Annotated in this window: 20 protein-coding genes; 4 read left to right on the forward strand and 16 right to left on the reverse strand. The window is 68.3% G+C overall.

Annotated elements, in window-relative coordinates:
• Window positions 1-98 precede the first annotated feature (98 nt).
• Genes FJ887_RS07400 through FJ887_RS07415 form a run of 4 tightly spaced genes read right to left on the reverse strand, consistent with a single transcriptional unit; the run spans window position 99 to window position 4,286 of the window.
• Window positions 99-1,532, reverse strand: coding sequence for an amidase (locus tag FJ887_RS07400; RefSeq protein ID WP_140955014.1), 1,434 nt, complete (start codon window positions 1,530-1,532; stop codon window positions 99-101).
• Entirely contained in the window at window positions 1,529-2,770 is a 1,242-nt protein-coding gene (locus FJ887_RS07405) for an amidohydrolase (protein WP_140955013.1), read from the reverse strand. Before FJ887_RS07405 ends, FJ887_RS07400 begins: the two co-directional genes overlap by 4 nt.
• A 27-nt stretch (window positions 2,771-2,797) precedes the next feature.
• Window positions 2,798-3,529, reverse strand: coding sequence for a hypothetical protein (locus tag FJ887_RS07410; protein ID WP_140955012.1), 732 nt, complete (start codon window positions 3,527-3,529; stop codon window positions 2,798-2,800).
• A gap of 10 nt (window positions 3,530-3,539) precedes the next feature.
• A complete protein-coding gene (locus FJ887_RS07415) occupies window positions 3,540-4,286 on the reverse strand; it encodes a DUF5058 family protein (RefSeq protein WP_140955011.1) in 747 nt (248 codons plus the stop codon).
• Between the two features lie 128 nt (window positions 4,287-4,414).
• Between FJ887_RS07415 and FJ887_RS07420 the strand changes: the two genes are divergently transcribed.
• Window positions 4,415-5,008 carry a maleylpyruvate isomerase N-terminal domain-containing protein gene (locus FJ887_RS07420; RefSeq protein WP_140955010.1) on the forward strand — a complete coding sequence of 198 codons (594 nt, stop codon included), beginning with the start codon at window positions 4,415-4,417 and terminating at the stop codon, window positions 5,006-5,008.
• Here the strand turns inward: FJ887_RS07420 and FJ887_RS07425 are convergent, their stop codons facing one another.
• The 9 genes from FJ887_RS07425 to FJ887_RS07465 all read right to left on the reverse strand — a co-directional run bounded on the left by FJ887_RS07425 (window position 5,009) and on the right by FJ887_RS07465 (window position 15,606).
• On the reverse strand, window positions 5,009-6,364 hold the full coding sequence (locus FJ887_RS07425; RefSeq protein ID WP_140955009.1) for an MFS transporter: 1,356 nt from the start codon (window positions 6,362-6,364) through the stop codon (window positions 5,009-5,011).
• A gap of 481 nt (window positions 6,365-6,845) precedes the next feature.
• Window positions 6,846-7,289: a transglycosylase family protein gene (locus FJ887_RS07430; RefSeq protein WP_137824092.1), complete on the reverse strand. Its 444-nt coding sequence runs from the start codon at window positions 7,287-7,289 to the stop codon at window positions 6,846-6,848.
• 180 nt (window positions 7,290-7,469) lie between these two features.
• Window positions 7,470-8,222: a transglycosylase family protein gene (locus tag FJ887_RS18310; RefSeq protein ID WP_284711097.1), complete on the reverse strand. Its 753-nt coding sequence runs from the start codon at window positions 8,220-8,222 to the stop codon at window positions 7,470-7,472.
• 118 nt (window positions 8,223-8,340) lie between these two features.
• Window positions 8,341-10,719 (reverse strand): ATP-binding cassette domain-containing protein, encoded by a 2,379-nt coding sequence (locus FJ887_RS07440; RefSeq protein ID WP_140955008.1) that lies wholly within the window; start codon window positions 10,717-10,719, stop codon window positions 8,341-8,343.
• Between the two features lie 9 nt (window positions 10,720-10,728).
• Window positions 10,729-11,148 (reverse strand): VOC family protein, encoded by a 420-nt coding sequence (locus FJ887_RS07445; protein WP_140955007.1) that lies wholly within the window; start codon window positions 11,146-11,148, stop codon window positions 10,729-10,731.
• Between the two features lies 1 nt (window position 11,149).
• Window positions 11,150-11,590 (reverse strand): helix-turn-helix transcriptional regulator, encoded by a 441-nt coding sequence (locus FJ887_RS07450; RefSeq protein ID WP_140955006.1) that lies wholly within the window; start codon window positions 11,588-11,590, stop codon window positions 11,150-11,152.
• Window positions 11,583-13,121, reverse strand: coding sequence for an APC family permease (locus FJ887_RS07455; protein WP_137824088.1), 1,539 nt, complete (start codon window positions 13,119-13,121; stop codon window positions 11,583-11,585). The genes FJ887_RS07450 and FJ887_RS07455 overlap by 8 nt, the downstream gene beginning before the upstream one ends.
• Before the next feature lie 15 nt (window positions 13,122-13,136).
• Complete coding sequence (locus tag FJ887_RS07460) at window positions 13,137-14,498, reverse strand: flavin monoamine oxidase family protein (protein WP_140955005.1); 1,362 nt, start codon at window positions 14,496-14,498, stop codon at window positions 13,137-13,139.
• 91 nt (window positions 14,499-14,589) lie between these two features.
• Window positions 14,590-15,606 (reverse strand): SDR family oxidoreductase, encoded by a 1,017-nt coding sequence (locus FJ887_RS07465; RefSeq protein ID WP_140955004.1) that lies wholly within the window; start codon window positions 15,604-15,606, stop codon window positions 14,590-14,592.
• 95 nt (window positions 15,607-15,701) lie between these two features.
• Here FJ887_RS07465 and FJ887_RS07470 point away from each other — a divergent pair, with 95 nt between their 5' ends.
• A complete protein-coding gene (locus FJ887_RS07470; protein WP_140955003.1) occupies window positions 15,702-16,655 on the forward strand; it encodes a helix-turn-helix transcriptional regulator in 954 nt (317 codons plus the stop codon).
• A gap of 18 nt (window positions 16,656-16,673) precedes the next feature.
• On the opposite strand, the gene FJ887_RS18500 is transcribed toward FJ887_RS07470, so the two are convergent.
• Together FJ887_RS18500 and FJ887_RS07480 are read right to left on the reverse strand one after the other, a co-directional pair.
• Window positions 16,674-17,444 carry a septal ring lytic transglycosylase RlpA family protein gene (locus tag FJ887_RS18500; protein WP_140955002.1) on the reverse strand — a complete coding sequence of 257 codons (771 nt, stop codon included), beginning with the start codon at window positions 17,442-17,444 and terminating at the stop codon, window positions 16,674-16,676.
• Between the two features lie 164 nt (window positions 17,445-17,608).
• A complete protein-coding gene (locus FJ887_RS07480) occupies window positions 17,609-17,974 on the reverse strand; it encodes a hypothetical protein (protein ID WP_137824084.1) in 366 nt (121 codons plus the stop codon).
• A 55-nt stretch (window positions 17,975-18,029) separates the two neighbouring features.
• Between FJ887_RS07480 and FJ887_RS07485 the strand changes: the two genes are divergently transcribed.
• Entirely contained in the window at window positions 18,030-18,764 is a 735-nt protein-coding gene (locus FJ887_RS07485; protein ID WP_140955001.1) for a glycerophosphodiester phosphodiesterase family protein, read from the forward strand.
• A 143-nt stretch (window positions 18,765-18,907) separates the two neighbouring features.
• A complete protein-coding gene (locus FJ887_RS07490) occupies window positions 18,908-19,249 on the forward strand; it encodes an RNA polymerase-binding protein RbpA (protein WP_009375781.1) in 342 nt (113 codons plus the stop codon).
• A gap of 77 nt (window positions 19,250-19,326) precedes the next feature.
• Here the strand turns inward: FJ887_RS07490 and FJ887_RS07495 are convergent, their stop codons facing one another.
• Window positions 19,327-20,070 carry a polyprenol monophosphomannose synthase gene (locus FJ887_RS07495; RefSeq protein ID WP_137824082.1) on the reverse strand — a complete coding sequence of 248 codons (744 nt, stop codon included), beginning with the start codon at window positions 20,068-20,070 and terminating at the stop codon, window positions 19,327-19,329.
• Between the last annotated feature and the right edge of the window lie 178 nt (window positions 20,071-20,248).

The following is a 20,248-nucleotide window of genomic DNA, read 5'->3' on the forward strand; positions in this document are numbered from 1 at the left end:
GGCGGACTGCCGCCTGCGTCGTGACCAGCTTGACACCATTTCTGGAATCATTCCAGTGTGGAAAGGCTCGGCAAACAGTGCTGAGGCAAGCCGAACCATCACTGGTCGACCGTCGGGTGGCGTTCATTCCACCGGGTGGCCTGTTCGAAGGCCTGGGCGATCTCGAGGAGGCGGACATCGTCGCCGGGCTTCGCGACGAGTTGGACGCCGACGGGCAGCCCCGCCGCGGAGAACCCGGCCGGCACGGAGATCGCGGGGCAGCCGGTGGCGGTGATCAGGCACGGCGCCCGCATCCAGTCGAGGTAGGTCTCGAGCTCGACGCCGTCGATCTCCATGGGGTATTCGATGCCGACGTCGAAGGGCAGGACCTGGCACGTGGTGAGCACGAGGAGATCACGGTCGGCGAAGAACCGCTGCACCTCGCCGCTCAGCCTCGCGCGGGCCGCCTCGGCCGAGACGATCTGCGGGCCGGTGAGCCGCAGTCCGGCTTCGATGTTCCAGCGCACCGATTCCTTCATCCGGTCGCGATCGGTCTCGTAGAGTCCGCCCCAGGAGGCGAGGAAGTCCATGGCTCGGCGCACGCCGAAGACCTCATCACCGTCGGAGAGATCGGGGATGTTGTCGTCGACGGAGGCACCGAGACCCTCGAAGACGGGGGCCGTGGCCGCGACGATGTCGATGACCTCGGACTCGACGGGCAGGAGTCCGTTGAGATCGGGGCTGAAGCCGATCCGGACCCCCGTGAGGTCGGGAGCCTGCCCGCCGAGGCGGAACTGGGGACGGTCGAAGACCGATCCGGGTTCGGGCAGGATCGCCGGCAGCCCGGGTTCGGGACCGGCGGCGATGCTCATGAGGAACGCGATGTCGGAGACGGTGCGCGCCATGAAGCCGGTCTGTCCGAGCCAGGAGAACGGCGACGGCGAGGAGTTGGGGATCCGGCCGTTCGTCGGTCGGAAGCCGGCGACGTTGTTGAATGACCCGGGGGAGCGCAGCGACCCGCCCATGTCGGAGCCGTCACCGGAGGCCTGGATGCCCGCAGCCAGGGCCGCCCCGACACCCCCGGAGGAGCCCGAGGCGGACTTCTCGCGATCGTACGGGTTGCGGGTGACGCCGAAGACGGGGTTGAACGTGTGCGAGCCGGCGGCGAACTCGGGGACGTTCGTCTTGCCGGTCGTGATCACCCCGGCGCGGCGCAGCCGGGAGATGATGAGGGAGTCGGACTCCGGTACGCGGTCGGCGAAGATCGGCGACCCCCACGTCGTGCGCATGCCCGCGGTGTCGTTCGTGTCCTTGTGGGTCATCGGCACGCCGTGGAGGGGTCCGATCTCCGCTCCGGCCGCGAGCGCGTCGTCGGCGGCTGCGGCTTCCGCCCGTGCCCGCTCGTCGTCGCGGGTGACGACGGCGTTGAGCGCGGGGTTGACCTCGTCGATGCGGCGCAGCTGATCCTCCAGCGCCTCCCGGGCCGAGATCTCCTTCTCAGCGATCCTCGCGGCGAGTTCGCGGGTGCTCATCCAGCGCAGGTCCTCACTCATGCCTCCGCCTTTCCGAGGTCGGAGAGCACAGCCGTCAGGGCGGCGCGCAGACCCGTCTCGAGGGTGGTGGGCACATCGTCAGGGGCGAAGTGCGGGGAGTGATTGCCCGCCGGCGGTTCGTCGCCGTCGAGGGCGGCGGGGGAGTAGCCGCCGAAGAACCAGTAGACGTAGGGCACACCGAGCGCGTCGCCGAACGCCCCGAAGTCCTCACTGCCGGTCACGGCGGGCACGACGTGGACGTGGTCCTCACCGAGTTCGGCGCCCGCGGCTGAGACGAAGGCGGCCGTGCGATCGGGATCGTTGACGCAGCGGGGGAAGGAGTGCATCGGTTCGATGAGGGGGTCGGGGGCGCCGGAGGCCGCGGCTTCGGCGCGGACGATGCGGTCGACCCGGTCGAGGACGACGGCGCGGACGTCTTCGTCGAAGGTGCGGATGTTGAGGGTGAAGACCGCGGTCTCGGGGATGATGTTCTCCTTGAGACCGCCGTGGAAGGTGCCGACGGTGACGACGGCGGTGTCGCGACCCGAGATCTCCCGGGACACGATCGACTGGAGGCGGGTGATCATGAAGGCGCCGAGGACGATCGGGTCGATCGCGTTCTCCGGCTGGGAGCCGTGCGCCTGCTTCCCGCGGACCGTGACGCGCAGGGAATCGGACATCGCCATCGCCGTGCCCGAGGAGACGTAGACGTCACCGGCGCGTCCGGGCCACACGTGCTGACCGTAGACGACCTCGGGATTGACCACGGTCTCCCACAGGCCGTCTGCCAGCATCGCCTTCGCCCCCGCAGCGGTCTCCTCCCCGGGCTGGAAGAGGAGGACGACGGTGCCCGCCCACGCCTCGCGGTGCTCGGTGAGGAACCGCGCGAGGTAGAGGCCGACGGTGATGTGGGTGTCGTGGCCGCACCCGTGCATGACCGGGGTCGTCGTCCCATCAGGCAGGGTGCCCTCGGCGCGGGAGGCGTAGTCGAGTCCGGTGTCCTCGGCGATCGGCAGTCCGTCCGTGTCGGCGCGGTAGGCGACGACGGGTCCCTCGCCGTTCTCGATGACGGCGACGACGCCGGTGCCGCCGAACGTGTGCGGAGCGAGACCGAGCCCGGTGAGGAACTCAGCGATCGCTGCCGCCGTCTGCGTCTCGGCCATCGAGAGTTCGGGGGTGCGGTGGAACTGCTGGTAGTCGGCGACCGCCTCGGCGAGGGAATCGGTGACCGCGGTGCGCAGGCGCGTTGTCAGCGGCATGGCGTCCTTTCGTGCTCGGTCGGGAGCTCAGTTGATCCCGACGGTGTCCTCACCTGGGTCATCACGGGAGTCGGTGACCGCCCGGTTCCGGGTGAACCATGTGATGACGATGGTGACAATGACCACAATAGCGACGTCGCCGGGGGCGAGGACGGGGACGACCGGAATGAGGACGAGGATGACGAGGGCGGCGACGGCCAGCGCGATGATCGTCGACTTCACCTGCCGGAGCGAGACGATGAGCTGGACGGTGACCCCGCCGAGGATCGCCGGGAGGATGTAGAGCTGGGCGATGAGGGTGATGTTCTCCGGGATGACCGTGACGAGCCACGTGCCGAGGACGCCGACGAAGAGGACCATGGAGACGACGTGGATCATCGCGGCCCCGCAGATCGCCATCGTTGCCGCGTACTCGCCCTTCCGGGTGCCCGGCCGCGCCCCGATCGTGTCCTGGGCGACGATCGCCGAGGGCAGCAGCTTGTTCGCGACGTTGCCGATCATGAACGCCTGGTACATCCCGGCCGGTCCGAGGATGGGGAAGTACGTCAGCGGTTCGACGATGTAGAAGACGCCGTAGACGGCGAAGACGGCGAGGAACGCGGTGAGGATGTCGCCGAACCCGATGTCGGCGTCGGCGACGACGAGGAGGTAGAACGGCACCGAGGTGGCGATGAGGAAGCCGGCGAAGAGCGTGATCGAGCCCCACTTCGTCGTCGTGGCTTCGAACGCCTCATGCGAGGGAGAGGGAATGACGGACATGGGGCCTCCTTCAGGCGTCGGGCATGCCGAGGCCGGCGTAGTGGGCGAAGTAGGCGGCGACGAGACCGGCGAGCACGGAGATGCCCAGTCCCCATTCCTTGAGCCATGACTGGCGGAGGACGTGGGCGGCGGCGAGGCAGTTCGCCATCGTCACCGCGGACACGGCGATCGCGATGACGTGGGTCGGTGACTTCGGGATCTCGCGGAACGTCAGCGCCGCGAACGCCGCGAGCAGCGCGGCTCCGGGCACGAGCGACATGAGCGCGGGATTTATCTTCTCGAGCTTGTGGGAGCTGCGTTTGAAGATCGGGGTGAGGATGAGCGCCGAGAGCATCCAGCCGGCACCGGAGAGGCTCATCGCCATGAGCGCGACGATGAAGACCCCGCGGGTGAAGGTCGCATCGCCGAGGTTGGCGTCCATCGTCCCGGCCGCGATCGAGGCCGAGGCCACCTCGGTGGCGGCGGAGCCGATGAGGCCGACGCGGACGATGACCGGGGGAGTGCCGAAGAGCGGGAGGAGCGCGATGGCGACGAGGACGACGGCGAGCGAGGGGCCGATCGCCGCGACTCCGCCGGCCCGGAAGGCGGCGGTGACCTCGGCCTGGCTCATGTCGGCCGAGGCGGCGTTCCGCCGCACCGCGCGCATGTAGATGAGCGATTGGACGACGACGACACCCATGACCGACAGCGCGAGGATCCACAGGACCGGGGCGTTGGCCAGGGGCAGATAGTCGGCGGAGGCACTTGCCGTCACCATGGTCGGACTCCTCACCTCGGATGCTTCTTCTCGTGTGAGCAAGATAACCCCAAACGCCGAGGCGGCCCAGAGCCGGCGCGAAACTTCCCATCAGATGAGAAGCCGGCCGTCGTGGCAGAATCGGTGGCATGCTCTCACCCGTCATCGCCGAGAATCTCGACCGCGCCGAGGCCTGCTGGGTGCAGGCTCTGCGGCATCTCGGACCGCCCGAGGGCAGTGCGCGCTATGCCGCGCCGAGCGGCTGCCAGGGCTGGTCGAACCGCGAGCTCGTCAACCACCTCATCGGCGGGGGACTGCGGTACGCGATGCTGCTCGACCAGGACCCGCCCGCCGAGGTGGAGGCGACGAGGGACCGGGACCACCTCGGCGAGGATCCGCTCGAGGCGTTCTGGACCCATGAGCGCCGTTTCCGCCGTCTCGCCGCCGACGTCGATCTCACGGTGCCGGTCAGCCACCGGATCGGGAAGATGCCGGGCACCCAGCTCGTGCAGATGCGCATCCTCGAACTCGCCCTCCATGCCGCTGACCTCTCCGTGGGCACCGGTGATCCCTGGCCGGTCGATGACGCGCTCGCGGAGTTCATGGCGACCGATCTCGCCGCGCTCATCGTTGAGCTCGGCGACACCGGCGGCTATGCCCCGCCGCGGACCGACGCACCGGCGGCGAGTGCGGCCGACCGGGTGCTCCTGTTGTCGGGACGCGCGGTCACACGCCGAGCATGATCATGCCTGGGCGGCGGCGCCGCGGACGATGACCTTGTCACGTTCGGGATCGGCGAAGAGCAGGGTGAGCACGGCCGAGACTGCCGCGGCGATGCCGAGGACCTGGAACGCCGTCGCGTAGCCGAGGCCGGGGCTCGCAGCGGCATCGACGATGAGCCCGGTGACATAGGGACCGACGAGCCCGCCGATGGCCATGAGGGCGAGGAAGACTCCCAGCGTGCCCGCGGTCTGCTGGGGCGGGCAGATCTCCGAGACCGCGGCATTCGACAGCGGGAGGACGACGACCCCGACGCCGTATCCGATCGAGACGATCGCGACCGCAGCGGCCGCGTTCTCGATCGAGGGCAGAAGGCAGAGGATGCCGCCGCCGACGATGACGAGCAGCGAGGGTCCGACGATGCGGACGAAGCGTGACGACCAGCCGCGGGCGAGGAGGAAGTCAGAGAGCAGGGTGCCGCCGATGAGGCTGATGAGACCGACGATCGAGGGGATCGCGAGCATCGATCCGGCCTCGAGGCGGCTGAAGCCGAGACCGACCTCGAAGTACGACGGCAGCCAGGTGAGGACGACGGTGACGAGGGCGTAGATGCTCGCCACGAGCGGCACGCCGGTGAGGAAGGTGCGGGTGAGGAGGATCCTCGCCCACGGCACTCGGGGTTCGTCCGAGTCTCTCGCTGCGGTGTCCTCGTCCTCGGCGCCACGCGCCTTCTTCGCCGGTCCGGTCGCCTTCGCGGGGATGTAGGGTCCGACCTCCCAGAAGCGCAGCCAGAAGACACACCAGACGATGCCGATGACGGCCATCGTGATGAGCGCGCTGCGCCAGCCGAACGTCACCGAGAGGTACGCGAGCAGGGGAGCGAGGACGATCTTCGCCACCGAGGCGGCGCTGGCGAGCAGTGCACCCGGGAAGCCGCGGCGAGACGAGGGGTGCCACGAATACGCGGCGGTGTGGATGAGAGCCGAGCTCGGGCCTTCGGCGAAGCCGAGGAGCATCCGGGAGGCGATGAGCACGGCGAAGGTCGCGGCGACGACGAGCGGGAGCATGGCGGCTGCCCACACGAGGGCGAGCACGAGGAGGACGGTGCGCAGCGACATCCACCGGTTGAGGGCGCCGGCGAAGAAGCCGCCGACCGTGAAGGCGAAGAAGAAGAGGCTGCCGACGAGGCCGATCTGGGCGGCGCTGATGCCGAGTTCCTCGCCGAGCGCCTGCGCGATGATGCCGAAGGCGGCCTTGTCGCCGTAGTTGACGACGTAGAGGACGACGAGCAGGGCCGTGAGCGACCAGGCCTTGCGGCGGGATTCCGATCCGGCTGTGGCAGCGAGCGCGACAGGGGGAGTGGACTGAGGGTGAACCATGAAGCGTCCTTGCGTCGTGGTGACATCCGACCGATCTCCTGTGGCCGCGATCACACACACCCTATTGAACGCTCGTTAGATAAGTCAACAGTCCGATGTCTGGTAGTTCCATCGCGATAGATCGACGCTGAAAGCGGCCGAATGGCCGATGGGACTAGGGGAGTAGTCCGACGACTGGACGTCAAGGACGGTGCACCCGGCAGGACGTCTCAGCCGTTCAGGCCAGCTCGTCACGCAGTCGTCGACCGCCGAGGCGGTGGAGATGCAGGTGCATGACGCACTGGATGGCATGCAGGCTCCATGTCGACCTGCGGGTTCCACGACCGACGCGAGATGCAGTCGGGGCAGTGGCCTCATCAGTTTAGTTAACATAATGTATATTATCGGCGCGATACACAGGAGCGCCGGGGATGCGGTGCAATGTGCGTGTGGCCGCGGACAGCTCGACGCTGTCCGCGGCCACACCATGATCCGACGATCATCAGCTCACGACATAACCGCCGAGGCCGACCTTGCCGGAGTCGTCCGAACCACCGGAGCCACCGCCGTCGTCAGCAGCGCCGTTCTCCTTCGTCAGGCCGGCTTTCTCACCGCACGTCGGCCAGGCACCGGGTCCCTGTTCCGCCAGCGTCTTCTGGGCGATGCGGATCTGCTCCTGCTTGCTCGCCTCATGCGGCATGCCTTCACCGCCGAAGGCCTTCCAGGTCTGCTCCGAGAACTGCAGTCCGCCGTAGTACCCGTTGCCGGTGTTGATGCTCCAGTCACCACCGGACTCGCATTCGGCGACGCGATCCCAGACGCCGTCGGACTCAGCGGCCTGGGCTGGTGCGCCGAAGCCGACGAGTCCGGCGGCGGCGATCGCGCCGACACCGGTGAGCAGTGCTGTTCTGCGCAGAGTGGTCGCAGCGTGTTTCACGAATGTCATCTCCATCGGTCGACTGCATTCGGTCAAGCGGTTCGGCCGTTACCGAACCGTTATACACGCTAGCGAAGATGAGCACTTCTGTCCGGTGTGCGCGCGTGGGAATCGCCTCAGAGGACGGTCACCGTGCCCTGAGTGCCCAGAGTGCGCTGAGTGCACTGACTCCCCCAGCAGACTGCGTGGTCAGAAGATCTGGATGACGTGACCGGTGAGGCCGGTGCCGTTCGGCGGGCTCCCGCCGTCGTCGTCGCCGTTCGACGCGGGTGCGTCGCCGGTGCCCGCCGAGTCATCGGCGGTGTCCTCGGCAGGCGCGTCGGTCGTCGGTTCCTCCGGTGCCGTCGGCTCCTCGGTCGCTGCTGGTTCGTCCTTGGGCTCCTCGGCCTTCGGTTCTTCAGCCTTGGGCTCCTCAGGCTTCGGTTCCTCAGCCTTCGGTTCGTCCTTCTTCGGCTCCTCGGGTGCCGGCGGTTCCTCAGCTTTCGGTTCGTCCTTCTTCGGCTCCTCAGCCTTGGGCTCTTCGGCCTTCGCGTCCTCGTCCTTCGTGGCTTCGGAGGCTCCGCCGTCATCGGCAGCGCCGTTCTCCTTCGTCAGGCCCGCCTTCTTCCCGCACGTGGGCCAGGCGCCGGGACCCTGCACGGCGAGTGTCTTCTGCGCGATCCGGATCTGCTCCTCACGGCTGGCTTCGTGCGGCATGCCCTCACCGCCGAAGGCCTTCCATGTCTGCAGCGAGAACTGCAGACCGCCGTAGTAGCCGTTGCCCGTGTTGATGCTCCAGTCGCCGCTCGACTCGCAGGCGGCGACGCGATCCCACACGCTCTCGGACTCATCGGCGAGGGCGGGCGCATTCGCCCCGAGGAGACCGGCCGCGGCCAGTGCCCCGGCCCCGACGAGCATCGCAGATCTGCGCAGGAAGGTGCTGACGAGTTTCACAGTGGTCATCTCCGTTGTGAGGTGGGTGCATGCCCTTGGGAAGGAGCCTCGGACACGGCCGGACGTTACCGAACCGTTAGAAACGGTAATCGACTTCTCCGACCGTGTCCATACGGGCACGGAAAGTTCACACCTGTACACTCTGCCGGACATAGTCGCCGAGGTGGCGCGCCGTGAGCGTGGCACCGTCGGCGATGAGTTCGGCAGGAGTGCCGGTGAAGACGACCCGCCCGCCGTCGTGTCCGGCGCCCGGCCCGAGGTCGATGATGTGATCGGCGTGGGCCATGACCGCCTGATGGTGTTCGATGACGATGACGGTGCGCCCGGCGTCGACGAGGCCGTCGAGCAGCCGCAGGAGGTTCTCGACATCGGCGAGGTGGAGCCCGGTCGACGGCTCGTCGAGCACGATGACCGACGCGGCGTCGGCGGCCTTCGCCGACAGATGCGCGGCGAGTTTGAGGCGCTGCCGCTCACCGCCGGACAGCGTCGTCAGCGGCTGGCCCAGACTGATGTAGCCGAGACCGACGTCGACGAGGGCGGCGGCGATCTTCGCGGCCTGCGGGACCTTCGACTCCCCCGCGGAGAAGAAGTCGACCGCCTCGGCGGCGGGCATGTCGAGGACCTCGCGGATGTTCCTGCCCCCGAACGTGTAGTCGAGCACCGCGGCCTGGAAGCCCTTGCCCTGACAGACATCGCACGGGGCGGACATCCCCACCATCATGCCGAGATCCGAATAGATCACGCCGGCCCCGTTGCACACCGGGCAGGCTCCTTCGGAGTTCGCGCTGAAGAGGGCCGGTTTGACGTCGTTGGCCTTCGCGAACGCCTTGCGGATCGGTTCGAGCATGCCGGTGTACGTTGCCGGGTTGCTCCGTCTCGACCCCTTGATCGGCGTCTGGTCGATGATGATGACGCCGTCGCGGGTGGCGAGCGAGTTGTCGATGAGCGTGCTCTTGCCCGACCCCGCGACCCCGGTGACGACGGTGAGCACACCGAGGGGGATGTCGACGTCGACATCGCGGAGATTGTGGCCGTTCGCTCCCCTGATCTCCAGTGCACCGGTCGGTGTGCGCACCGTCTCCTTGAGCGCGGCGGTGAAGCCGAGATGATCGCCGGTGCGCGTGCCCGACTCCCGCAGACCCGCGACGGTGCCGGTGAAGCAGATCTCTCCCCCGGCGGTGCCGGCCCCGGGACCGAGGTCGACGACATGGTCGGCGATGCCGATCGTCTCCGGTTTGTGCTCGACGACGAGGACGGTGTTGCCCTTGTCGCGCAGCTGCAGGAGCAGACGGTTCATCGACTCGATGTCGTGGGGGTGGAGGCCGATCGTCGGTTCGTCGAAGACATACGTGACGTCGGTGAGTGCGGAGCCGAGATGGCGGACGAGCTTGATCCGCTGGGCCTCTCCCCCGGACAGCGATCCTGATGAGCGGTCGAGGGAGAGGTAGCCGAGACCGATGTCGACGAAGGCCTGCACGGTCTCTTTGAGGGAGGCGACGAGCGGTGCGACACCGGGGTCGTCGATCTCATCGAGCCACGCGGTCAGGTCCGAGATCTCCATCGCGCACACCTCGGCGATGGACGCACCGGCGAGCAGCGAGGACCGCGCTACCGCGTTGAGCCTGGTCCCGTGGCACTCGGGGCACTCGGTGAAGACGACGGCACGGTCGACGAACTCCCGGATGTGCTTCTGCATGCCGTCCCGGTCCTTGGACAGGAAGGACTTCCGGATCTTCGGGATGAGGCTGTCGTAGGTGAGGTTCGTCCCGTTGACGACGATCTTCTCCCCCTCGAGATCGAGCAGGGCGCGACGCTGCGCGGCGGTGAACTCGGCGACGGGGACGTCGGGGTCGAAGAACCCGGACTCCGCGTAGAAGCGAACGGACCAGCCGCCGACCTTGAATCCGGGGACGGTGATCGCCCCCTCGTTGATCGACTTCGTCTCGTCGATGATCTGCGTGACGTCGATGTCGGTGGCCGTGCCCATGCCCTCGCAGTGCGGGCACATGCCGCCGTTGACGCTGAATTCGCGCCGTTCGACCTCCTTGGCATCGCCCTTGACCGTCGTCACCGCGCCCTTGCCGCTGATCGTCGCGACGTTGAACGAGTAGGCGTTCGGGGAGCCGAGGTTCGGTTCGGCGAGCCGGGAGTAGAGGATCCGCAGCTTCGCGTTGATGTCGCTCACGGTGCCCACCGTCGAGCGCGGGTTCGCCCCGATCCGCTCCTGGTCGACGAGGATCGCCGTCGTCAGGCCCTCGAGGACGTCGACGTCGGGCCTGGCCATCTGCGGCATGAACCCTTGGACGAAGGCGCTGTAGGTCTCGTTGATCATCCGCTGCGACTCCGCGGCGATCGTGCCGAAGACGAGTGAGCTCTTGCCCGACCCGGAGACACCGGTGAACACGGTGAGCCGGCGTTTGGGCAGGTCGACGGAGACGTCACGGAGATTGTTCTCCCGGGCCCCGCGCACCCGGATGAGGTCATGGCTGTCCGCTGCCTGGGTCATCTCAGCCCTTCAGTCCCGCTGCTGGACGCGGATGAGGTTGCCCGCCGGATCGCGCAGCGCGAAGTCGCGCAGACCGTAGGGCTGGTCCATCGGCTCTTGGACGATGTCGGCGCCCTTCGCCTCGACCTCGGCGAAGACGGCGTCGACGGCGGGGCTCGCGAAGACGATGGAGGCGTAGCTGCCCTTGGCTATGAGCGCCGCGATGGTCTCGCGCTCGGCTTCGGTGAGCGTCGGGTCGACGACGGCGGGGGTGAGCACGATCGAGGTGTCGGGCTGGTCGGGCGCGCCGACGGTGATCCAGCGCATCTGGCCCTGGCCGACGTCGAGGCGGACCTCGAAACCGAGGACGTCGCGGTAGAAGGTCAGTGACGCCTCGGCGTCGGTGTGCGGAAGGAAGCTGGCATTGATCGAGATGTCCATGACGCTCATGCTAGTCGGAAGGACGGGGTCTCTCTTCTCGATTCCTGACGGGTCTGAGCACGGTTCGCACGATGATCGTCGGCAGGTCGAGGTCGCCGTGGACCGCCCGCTGCCGGTAGCTCGTCGGCGACAGACCCACGAGTTCGGAGAACCGTGTGCTGAACGTGCCGAGCGAGCTGAACCCGACCATGAAGCAGATCTCAGTGATCGAGAGGTCGCGGCGGCGGATGAGCGACATCGCCCTCTCGATGCGCCGAGTGAGCAGGTAGGCATACGGCGACTCGCCGTAGGCGGCCTTGAATCGACGACTGAGGTGACCGGCCGACATGTGCATCCCGGCTGCGAGATCGGGGACGTTGAGGGGGCGGTCGAACTCGCGGTCGATGCGATCGCGGACCCGCCGCAGCGCCCGCAGCTCGGCCAGCCGGTGCCTCTCCCCCACCTCAGGCAGCCTCGGCGTGGACGCCCTTCTTCAGCGTCTCTCCGCGGAAGTACGCGGGGTGGCGCACGGCCTGGATGATCATGATGACGACGCCGAGGAGGAGCACGCCGATCCCGAGGACGAAGACGAGGCCGATGCCGAAGACCGACGACCCCGACCCGTACGAGGGGTCGAGGGAGTCGATCGCGGTGCGGACGAAGATGACGAGGAGGGTGAGCCCGCCGAGGAGGGGGAAGAGGAAGCGGAAGAACACCGTCCGGGCGGAGAGGAAGAGGGACCGGCGGAAGTACCACGTGCACGCGAGCCCGGTCACCCCGTAGTAGAAGCAGACCATGAGCCCGAGCGCGGTGATCGTGTCCCACAGGGCGTTCTCGGACAGCAGCCGCATGACGACGTAGAAGATGATCGCCGCTGCCGCCGAGGTGATCGTCGCCACCGAGGGCGACTTGAAGCGCGGGGAGACGTTGCCGTAGCGCTTCGGCAGCGCACCGTAGTGCCCCATCGCGAGGATCGTCCGGGAGGGTGAGACCATCGTCGACTGCAGCGAGGCCAGTGACGAGGAGAGCACGGCGATCGAGACGATGATGGCGAAGGGTCCCATGATCGGCGAGGCCAGTGCCGCGAAGATCGACTCCTGGTTCTCCGGGTTGCCGGCCCCGAGTCCCTCCGTGCCGACGCCGGCGTAGGCGATGACGGCGATCGTGCAGGCGAGGTAGATGATGACGATCGCGACGATCGTCAGCATCGCCGCCCGGCCGGGGGTCTTCTCCGGGTCCTTGGCCTCTTCGTTCATCGTGATGACGGTGTCCCAGCCCCAGAAGAGGAAGATCGACAGCGACACGGCTGCGGCGATCGTCGAGAAGTCCCCGGCCGCGGCCGGGTTGAACCAGTCGAGGCTGACCGGCGTCGCGTCGAAGGCGGTGCCGTTGGCGACGTGGATGAGCGCGGCGATGACGAACCACCCGAGCGCGATGACCTGGAAGGCGACGAGCCAGACCTGGACCTTCTCGGTGGCTTCGACGCCGCGGTAGGAGATCCACGCGGCGATCGCGGTGAGCAGGATGGTGATGGGGATGTTGATCCACAGCACCCGGGTGAGGTCGGCGATCGCGGGATCGGAGAAGATCTGGCTGAGGAGGATGAAGAGGAAGTCGACGCCGACGGCGGCGAGGTTGGACAGGACGAGCACGGTCGCGGCGATGAGCCCCCAGCCGCCCATCCACCCGAGCCACGGACCGAAGGCGCGCGTCGCCCACGTGAAGGTCGTGCCCGAATCGGGCATCGCGGTGTTGAGTTCCCGGTAGCCGAAGACGACGAGGAGCATGGGGACGAAGCCGATGAGGAGGATGGCGGGGGTGTGGACCCCGACCTCGGAGATCGTCGGGCCGAGCCCTGAGGTGAGCGTGTACGCGGGCGCGATACAGGCGATGCCGATGATCGCGCCGCCGATCGCACCGACCTTGCCGGCGGAGAGCCCCTTTGCGCTGAGGCCGGAGTCGGTTTCGATGGGGCGTTCTGGTGCGGGTGTTGCCGAAGTCATCCGTTCATCTAACCACTAGTCGGCGAGAGCGCGAAGCACCGTCTCAGCGGTGTCCCGCCCGATCCGCACCGCCCCGTCGACATGCTGGTAGCCACGGCCGGCGATGTCCGAGCTCGCGAAGTGGAGCGGTCCGACGGGATCGTTCTGGTGCCGTCCCCAGCGGCTCAGCCCGCCGAGGTCGTAGCTCGTCGCGTACGCCCCGCGCGTCCATTCCTCGGCCCCGAAGTCCGAGAGGTGGAAGACCGTCGGGGTGAGCGCCTCCGGTCCGAGGAATGCCGCGATCGCCTCGAGGATCTCAGTCTTCCGGTCCTCCTCGTCCAGTGCCCACATGCGATCGGCGTTGACGTCGGAGATGAAGCCGACGAGCGTGCCCTGCTCTTCCCCGTGGTTCGTATTGTCGTAGACCTCCTGGACGAGGTGGCCCGCGCCGAAACCGGTGCCCGACAAGCCCTGCTCCCGCCAGAACGGGCGCGGGTACGTCGCGTGGACCTTGATGACGAGGCCCATCGACTGGTGCTGGTGGAAGACCTGTTGGAGGCGCGGCAGGTGCGGGACGTAGGTGATCCGGGAGTAGAGGTTGGGCGGGACGGCGACGATCACCTCGGTTCCGGTGAAGGACGCGTCATCGGTGGAGACGACGACGTCCTCACCGCTCCAGTCGATGGTTCGGACGGGGCTGTTCAGCCGCACGATGTCCGGACCGAGATCGGCGGCCAGGCGCTCGGACACCGACTGCATGCCGCCGACGACCCGGCGGTCGAGGATGAAGTGGTCGTCGACGAGGTGGGAGAACGATCCCGCCGAGGCGGCCATGAGGATCGCCTGCAGCGCCGAGAACGCGGTCGTCGGCTTCGTCAGCATGCCACCGGCGACGAACATCCCGATGTTCGCCACCGCGAGCTCGTCGTCGGACTGCTCCTCCAGCCAGTGCTGGAAGGAGACCGCGTCGAGTTCGGCAGCCTCAGGTGCGTCCCACGGGGCGTCGGCGCCGATGCGCTCGGCGAGGTCGTCGAGCAGGCCGATGAGGCGTTCCATCTCCGCCTGCGTGGCCGCGGGCACGGGGAACATGCCGCCGTCGTAGACGGTCCGGGTCCCGTCGGGGGCGAGGTAGACGCTGTCGCCGTCGCGGTAGCGCTGGTAGGTCGTCAGCCCGAGTTCGTCGACGAGGTCGAGGATCGCCGTTTGGTCCGGTGAGATCCACTGGCCGCCGATCTCGAACATCTGTCCGTCGATCGTGTCCGTCCACGTCCTCCCGCCCACCCGGTCACGGGCTTCGAGGACGATGACCGACCGCCCCGCAGCAGTGAGCGCGCGGGCGGCGGTCAGCCCCGTCGGCCCGGCTCCGACGATGATGACGTCTGCTGTCTCCTCCGACATGGCGCTCCCCTCAAGGATCGTGGTTCCGCTGATGTACTGCCAGAGTAGTCCCGGGTGCCGGGGTTGGGTAGCGGTGTCTCACCTCGCTCGGTCACCGGAAGGTCATCGGGTCCACGGACGGATCGTCCTCCTTCGCGGCGAGGAAGCCCCACGCATCGGGCCGGGAGCCGTCGAGGTCGGTGAGATCGTAGGTCGCCGCGAGGTCGAAGCTGCTCAGTGTCCGTCCCGTGAAGCGGTGACGGTCGGGATCGGCGGCGAGTGCGGCGATGCCGCGGCCGATCAGGTGCGGAGTCTCGGAGATCGCGAAGTCCCGCGGCGTGGCCTCGTTCGACTCGTCGAGGGCGTCGGTCAGCCATGCCTCCTCGCTCGTCGCGAAGCCCTCGAGCATCATCTCCGAGCGCAGCCAGCCCGGAGTCAGGGCGACGGCGGTCGCGCCGACGGGGCCGAGCTCATGGGAAAGGCCGAAGGCGAACCGGCTGATCGCCGTCTTCGTGAGGTCGAGCCAGACGGATTCCCGGAAGTGAGTCGCGTTGTAGTCGCTCGTGCCGTCGGTGATCTCGAGGTGGAGCCCGCCCGGCGTGCGGGTGAGCAGCGGGAGAAGCGCGCGAGCGGTGAGGACGTGGCTGAGCAGTCCGGTCTCGAAGAGTCGCCGGCCCTGGACGGCGTCGGCCTCCCACAGCGGCTGACCCCAGGACACGTAGGCCTCGCCGCCGATGTCGCCGACGAGGATGTCGAGACCTCGGCCCTCCGCTTCGACCCGCTCGGCCAGGGCCGACACCGACTCCTCGTCGAGGTGGTCGCAGACCACCGCCTGGCCCTCTCCCCCGGCGGCCCTGATGAGGTCGACCGTGCCGTCGATCGTCTCCGGGCGCCCGTAGTCCGATGGTCTGCCGGCGGTCGACCGGCCGGTGCACCACACGAATGCTCCGGCGGCGGCGAGTTCCCGGGCGATCGCCCGGCCTGCGCCGCGGGTCGCCCCGGCGACGAGAGCGGTCCGGCCGGCCAGCGGCCGGCTGTCGAGAGGGGTCGGTTCGGCCAGCGGCCGGCTGTCGAGAGGGGTCGGTTCGGGGCGGGTGGACGACTGTGCTGGTGCTGCTGAATGCGTCATGGATCGATCCTCGACCCCGATCCCTGACATCGACTGTCAGGGATGAGCATAGAATCTCTGTCCATGGATGCTGTGTCGTCGGTCGGGAGTGCACCATGAAGGCCGCCCGCCTCGTCTCGGAGATCGCGCTGCTCTCGGCGCGGTCGCATCCCCTCACAGCGAGCGACCTCGCGACCCGCCTCGAGGTCACGGTGCGCACGATCTACCGCGACCTCGCTGAGCTCTCCCGGATGGGCGTGCCCATCGTCACGGAGTCCGGTCCGGGCGGCGGGGTGAGCCTCCTCGGCGAGTGGACGTCACCGCTGTCGGGTCTCACCCGCACCGAGCTCGATTCGGTGCTCCTCGGATCCTTCGCCGCTGCCGACCTCGGTCTCTCCGGCGACCTCGCGACGGCGCGGGCGAAGATCGCCGCCGCCGGTCATGACGATCTCACGCGCACCGTCATCGTCGACGGACCCGACTGGTTCGCCGAGGAGGCCGCTCCCCCGGCGCTCGACACCGTGGCCACCGCGCTGCGCCGGCGCCGCGGTCTCCGCTTCGCCTATCCGCGGGCCTCCGGCACCCGGCTGCGCCGCGTCATCCCGTTGGGGCTCGTCGTCAAGGCCGGGCGCTGGTACCTCGTCGCCCAGCCGCCGGGAGGCGCGCCGCGGACGTATCGGGTCTCGCGGATCACCGACGCGCGACTGCACTGGACGCAGGCGACCGGCCCCACGGGGTTCGACCTCGGTGACCACTGGCAACAGGCGCGCATCGACTTCGACCGGAGTCTGCGCACCCTGCCGGTCCGGATCCGGCTGGCGCAGGCGGCGTGCGCTGATCTTCTCCGCCTCGTCCCCGGTCCTCTCACCGCCGAGGCGGTCGCCGCCGCTCGTCCGGTCACCGGGGCCGACGGCGTGGCGCGCCTCGAGGTCGACATCGCGCTCGAATCGGTCGAGGTCGCCGTCTCTCAGCTGCTCACCGTGCCCGGAGTCGAGGTCGTCTCTCCGGCACCGGTGCGCGAGAAGCTCGCACGCCGGGCGTGCGAGCTTCTCGAACTCAATAGGGTGTGACCGGCCGCGCGGTCGGTCTCAGAGGACTTCGTAGGAGCCCTGGATCTCCCCGGCGCTGATTCCGCCGACGGCTTCCATCGCGGCCTTCGAGAGGTCGATGCAGCGAGATCCGCTGTAGGGGCCGCGGTCGTTGATGCGCACGGTCACGGACTTGCCGTTGGCCTTGTTCGTGATCTTCACCTTCGAGCCGAAAGGCAGGCTCTTGTGCGCGGCGGTGAGCTCGTTCGTGTTGAACGTCTCGCCGTTCGCTGTCTTCTGCCCGTCGAAGCCGTCACCGCCGCCGTAGTACGACATCGGGCACGAGCCGGAGCTGCCGGCCGAGGACCCCGACTTCGAGGGTGCGGAGTCGTCGGATCCGGAGGACTTCGATCCTGAGCTCTGTGCCGGCGACGACTTCTTGCTCGAGGCAGAGGGCTTGGGCTCCGGTGCCTTCGTCTTCGCTTCGAGTGAGAGCTTCTCCGGCTCGGCCTTCGCCTGCTCCTCGGCCTTCTTGAGGTTGTCGTCGGCGGCGGGGCTGGCAGCGGGGACCTCGACGACGACGGGGCTCTGTGCGACGACCTGCTCCGCGGGACCGGTCGCATCGGGTGCCATGGCGAACGTCGACCCGACGACCGCTGCGGTCGCGGCGGCCGGGACGATGAAGGCCGAGAGCACGGGCCGTGAGCGGACGGCGGAGAGGACTCCGCTCGCCGAGTTCGCCTCGGGCGCGTGGCGCCCCGTGCGCTTCTTCGCCGGTTTGAGTGCGGCGAGGAGAGAGCCCTTCGTCGAGGTCGAGGAGTGTTTGCCCACAGTCCGTCCTTCACGTGAGAGTGCGCGGCACACGCTCATCGAGCCTGCGCCCCAAGTTATCGGATCGTTACCTGGGGCCAGTCTAGTTAACGAACTGTTACATTTTCAACGCGGCGCGCGCAGTCGCCGCCCGAGGGCGGGAGAGATGCGTCACGGCAGCGATCTCAGTCGCGGGTGCGCCCGGCGTCCTGCGGCCCGGCATCATCCTGTCGTGACCGGCGCGTGACGAGGCGGCGGACGCTGTCGGCCCCCGAGGTCACGGTCTCCTGCGCGCGGTCGAAGGCGCGTTCGACCTTGCCGCTGCGCACGGCGTCGTCGATCGCATGGGAGACGCTGCCGAGCGCCTTGTTCACCGACGACTCGGCGGCCTCGATGAGACGTGAGCCCTTCGCGGCCTCGCGGACGTTCCTCACGCCGCTGCTCGCGGCGCCGTAGGCGCGGGTCGCGGCGGTGCGCGCCCGCTCGGTGGGGGTGCGCTTGGTCGAATCGATGACGAAGTCCGGTTCGATGGGGTCCTGTGCTCGGCTCATGCCTCCATCGTTGTCGACACCAGGGGAGATTTCAACAGGACTCTAGGATTGGATCATGAATTCCCAGCCTGAGATCATCGCCCATCGCGGCGGCCTGTGGCCCGGCACGAGCGAGAACACGCTCACGGCATTCACCGCGGCGTGGGACGCGGGAATCTCGTGGATGGAGACCGATGTCCACGCCTCCGCCGACGGGGTGCTCTTCGCCGCCCACGATGCGGATCTGCGGCGCATCGCCGACTGCCCGCACCTCATCCGGGACCTGCCGGCCGACGAGCTCGACGCCATCGACCTCGTCGACGGCGGGCGACTGCCCCGCCTCGGCGAGCTCGTCGACGCACTGCCGGGCGCGAAGTGGAACATCGACGTCAAGGCTCCGGAGTCGATCGCGGCGATGGTCCGCTTCGTCCTCGTCCGCGGCATCGAGGACTCCCTGCGGCTGGCGTCGTTCTCCGATGCCACGCTGCGGCGGCTGCGGGCGAGCCTGCCCGGGGTGGCCACCTCGGCGGGCACCGGGGAGACGGCACGGTTCCTCCTCGGCGCCCTGCCCGGCTTCCCGACCCGCGGTCTGCTTCAGCTCGCTCCCGACCTCGACGCCTTCCAGGTGCCGATGCGCTGGAAGGGCGTGCCGATCGTCACACGGAGCTTCGTCGATCGCGCCCACCGGCTCGGACTCGAGGTGCATGTGTGGACGATCAACGACGCCGCCGACATGCGCACGCTCGCCGGTCTCGGCGTCGACGCCATCGTCACCGATGACGTCCCGCTCGCGCAGGCGACGCTCGGCTGACCGCCTGCGCAGGGGAACGGCTGCCCTGTTCCTTGAGCCTGCACAGAACGAGGCCGGCTCCCCGCCCCCGCCGGGGAATAGCCCGACGCGGTAGACTGTTGCTTTCGTATGCACGTCTGCAGTCGAGTCGGAAGGTCTGAAAGATGAGCGAACGCAGTCTTCGCGGAACACAGTTGGGCTCGCGCAGCCTGGAGTCGGAGGAGGGCGTCGAGCCGGCGCCGCGCCAGATGGTCGAATTCGAATGCGAGGACGGCACCCGCTTCAAGGTTCCGTTCTCGATCGAGGCGGAAGTCCCCTCGACATGGGATTCGGGCATCCACGGCATCGGCGTGCGCGTCGGCGTCAACGAACCCGACGGCGAACCCGAGAAGCACGTCCGCTCGCACTGGGACATGCTCCTCGAGCGCCGCTCCTTCGACGAACTCCAGGTCCTCCTCGACGAGCGCCTGGCGATTCGCCGCGGTGAGGTGCCCGCGCAGAGCTGAGACTCCGCCGCCCGACACGAGGGGCGTCGACCGACAGGTCGCCGCCCCTCGTGCATTTCAGGAACGGAATCCGGTCCTCAGCGTCCGAAGAGCGCCCTCACCTGGCGGCCGCGGCGGGCCAGTCCCCAGCCGGCGACCTTCGTGAACGCCTCCGAGATGATCGAGGAGCTCATCTTCGACTCCCCGAGCTCGCGTTCGACGAAGACGATCGGAACCTCGAGCACCCGGAAGCCCGCGTCGATCGTGCGGTACGTCATGTCGATCTGGAAGCAGTAGCCCTGTGACTCGACCCCGGTGAGCTGGAGCGCCTCGAGGACCTCGCGCCGGTAGGCCCGGAAGCCAGCGGTGGCGTCCCGGACTCCGAGGCCCATCATCGCGTCGACGTAGAGGTTGGCGCCCCGGGAGAGGAGGAAGCGGGACCGGGGCCAGTCGACGATCGCGCCGCCGCGCACCCAGCGGGAGCCGATGACGAGATCGGCGGCACCGGCGAGTGCCGGAGCGATGAGCTGACCGAGGTCGAGGGGCCGATGCGACCCGTCGGCATCGAATTCGCAGATGATCTCGTAGTCGCGCTCGAGCGCCCACGTGAAGCCGGCGATGTAGGCCATGCCGAGACCGGCCTTCTCCGTGCGGTGGAGGACGTGGATGCGATCATCGACGGCCGCCTGCTCGTCGGCCCACTCCCCCGTCCCGTCGGGAGAGCCGTCGTCGACGACGAGAACGTCGACCTCGGGCTGATGCTCGAACAGCCCCGCGAGAGTGACGGGAAGGGCGAGACGTTCGTTGTACGTCGGGATGACTACCAGAATCTTCGAAACCACGGCGTCAACCCTACGCCCCTCGGGCCCCGAACAATGAGCCGACACCCCCGCCTTCGGACCACGCTGTGCTCACACGGGGAAACCGCGGCGCACAGTGAGTTATCTATTGACAGGAGTGTCGGCTCCATTCCACAACCGGTGGAACGTCAACGACGAATCTAATCGCTCGACCCGAGTC

Source organism: Brevibacterium sp. XM4083 (assembly GCF_006489205.2).
Lineage (GTDB): Bacteria > Actinomycetota > Actinomycetes > Actinomycetales > Brevibacteriaceae > Brevibacterium.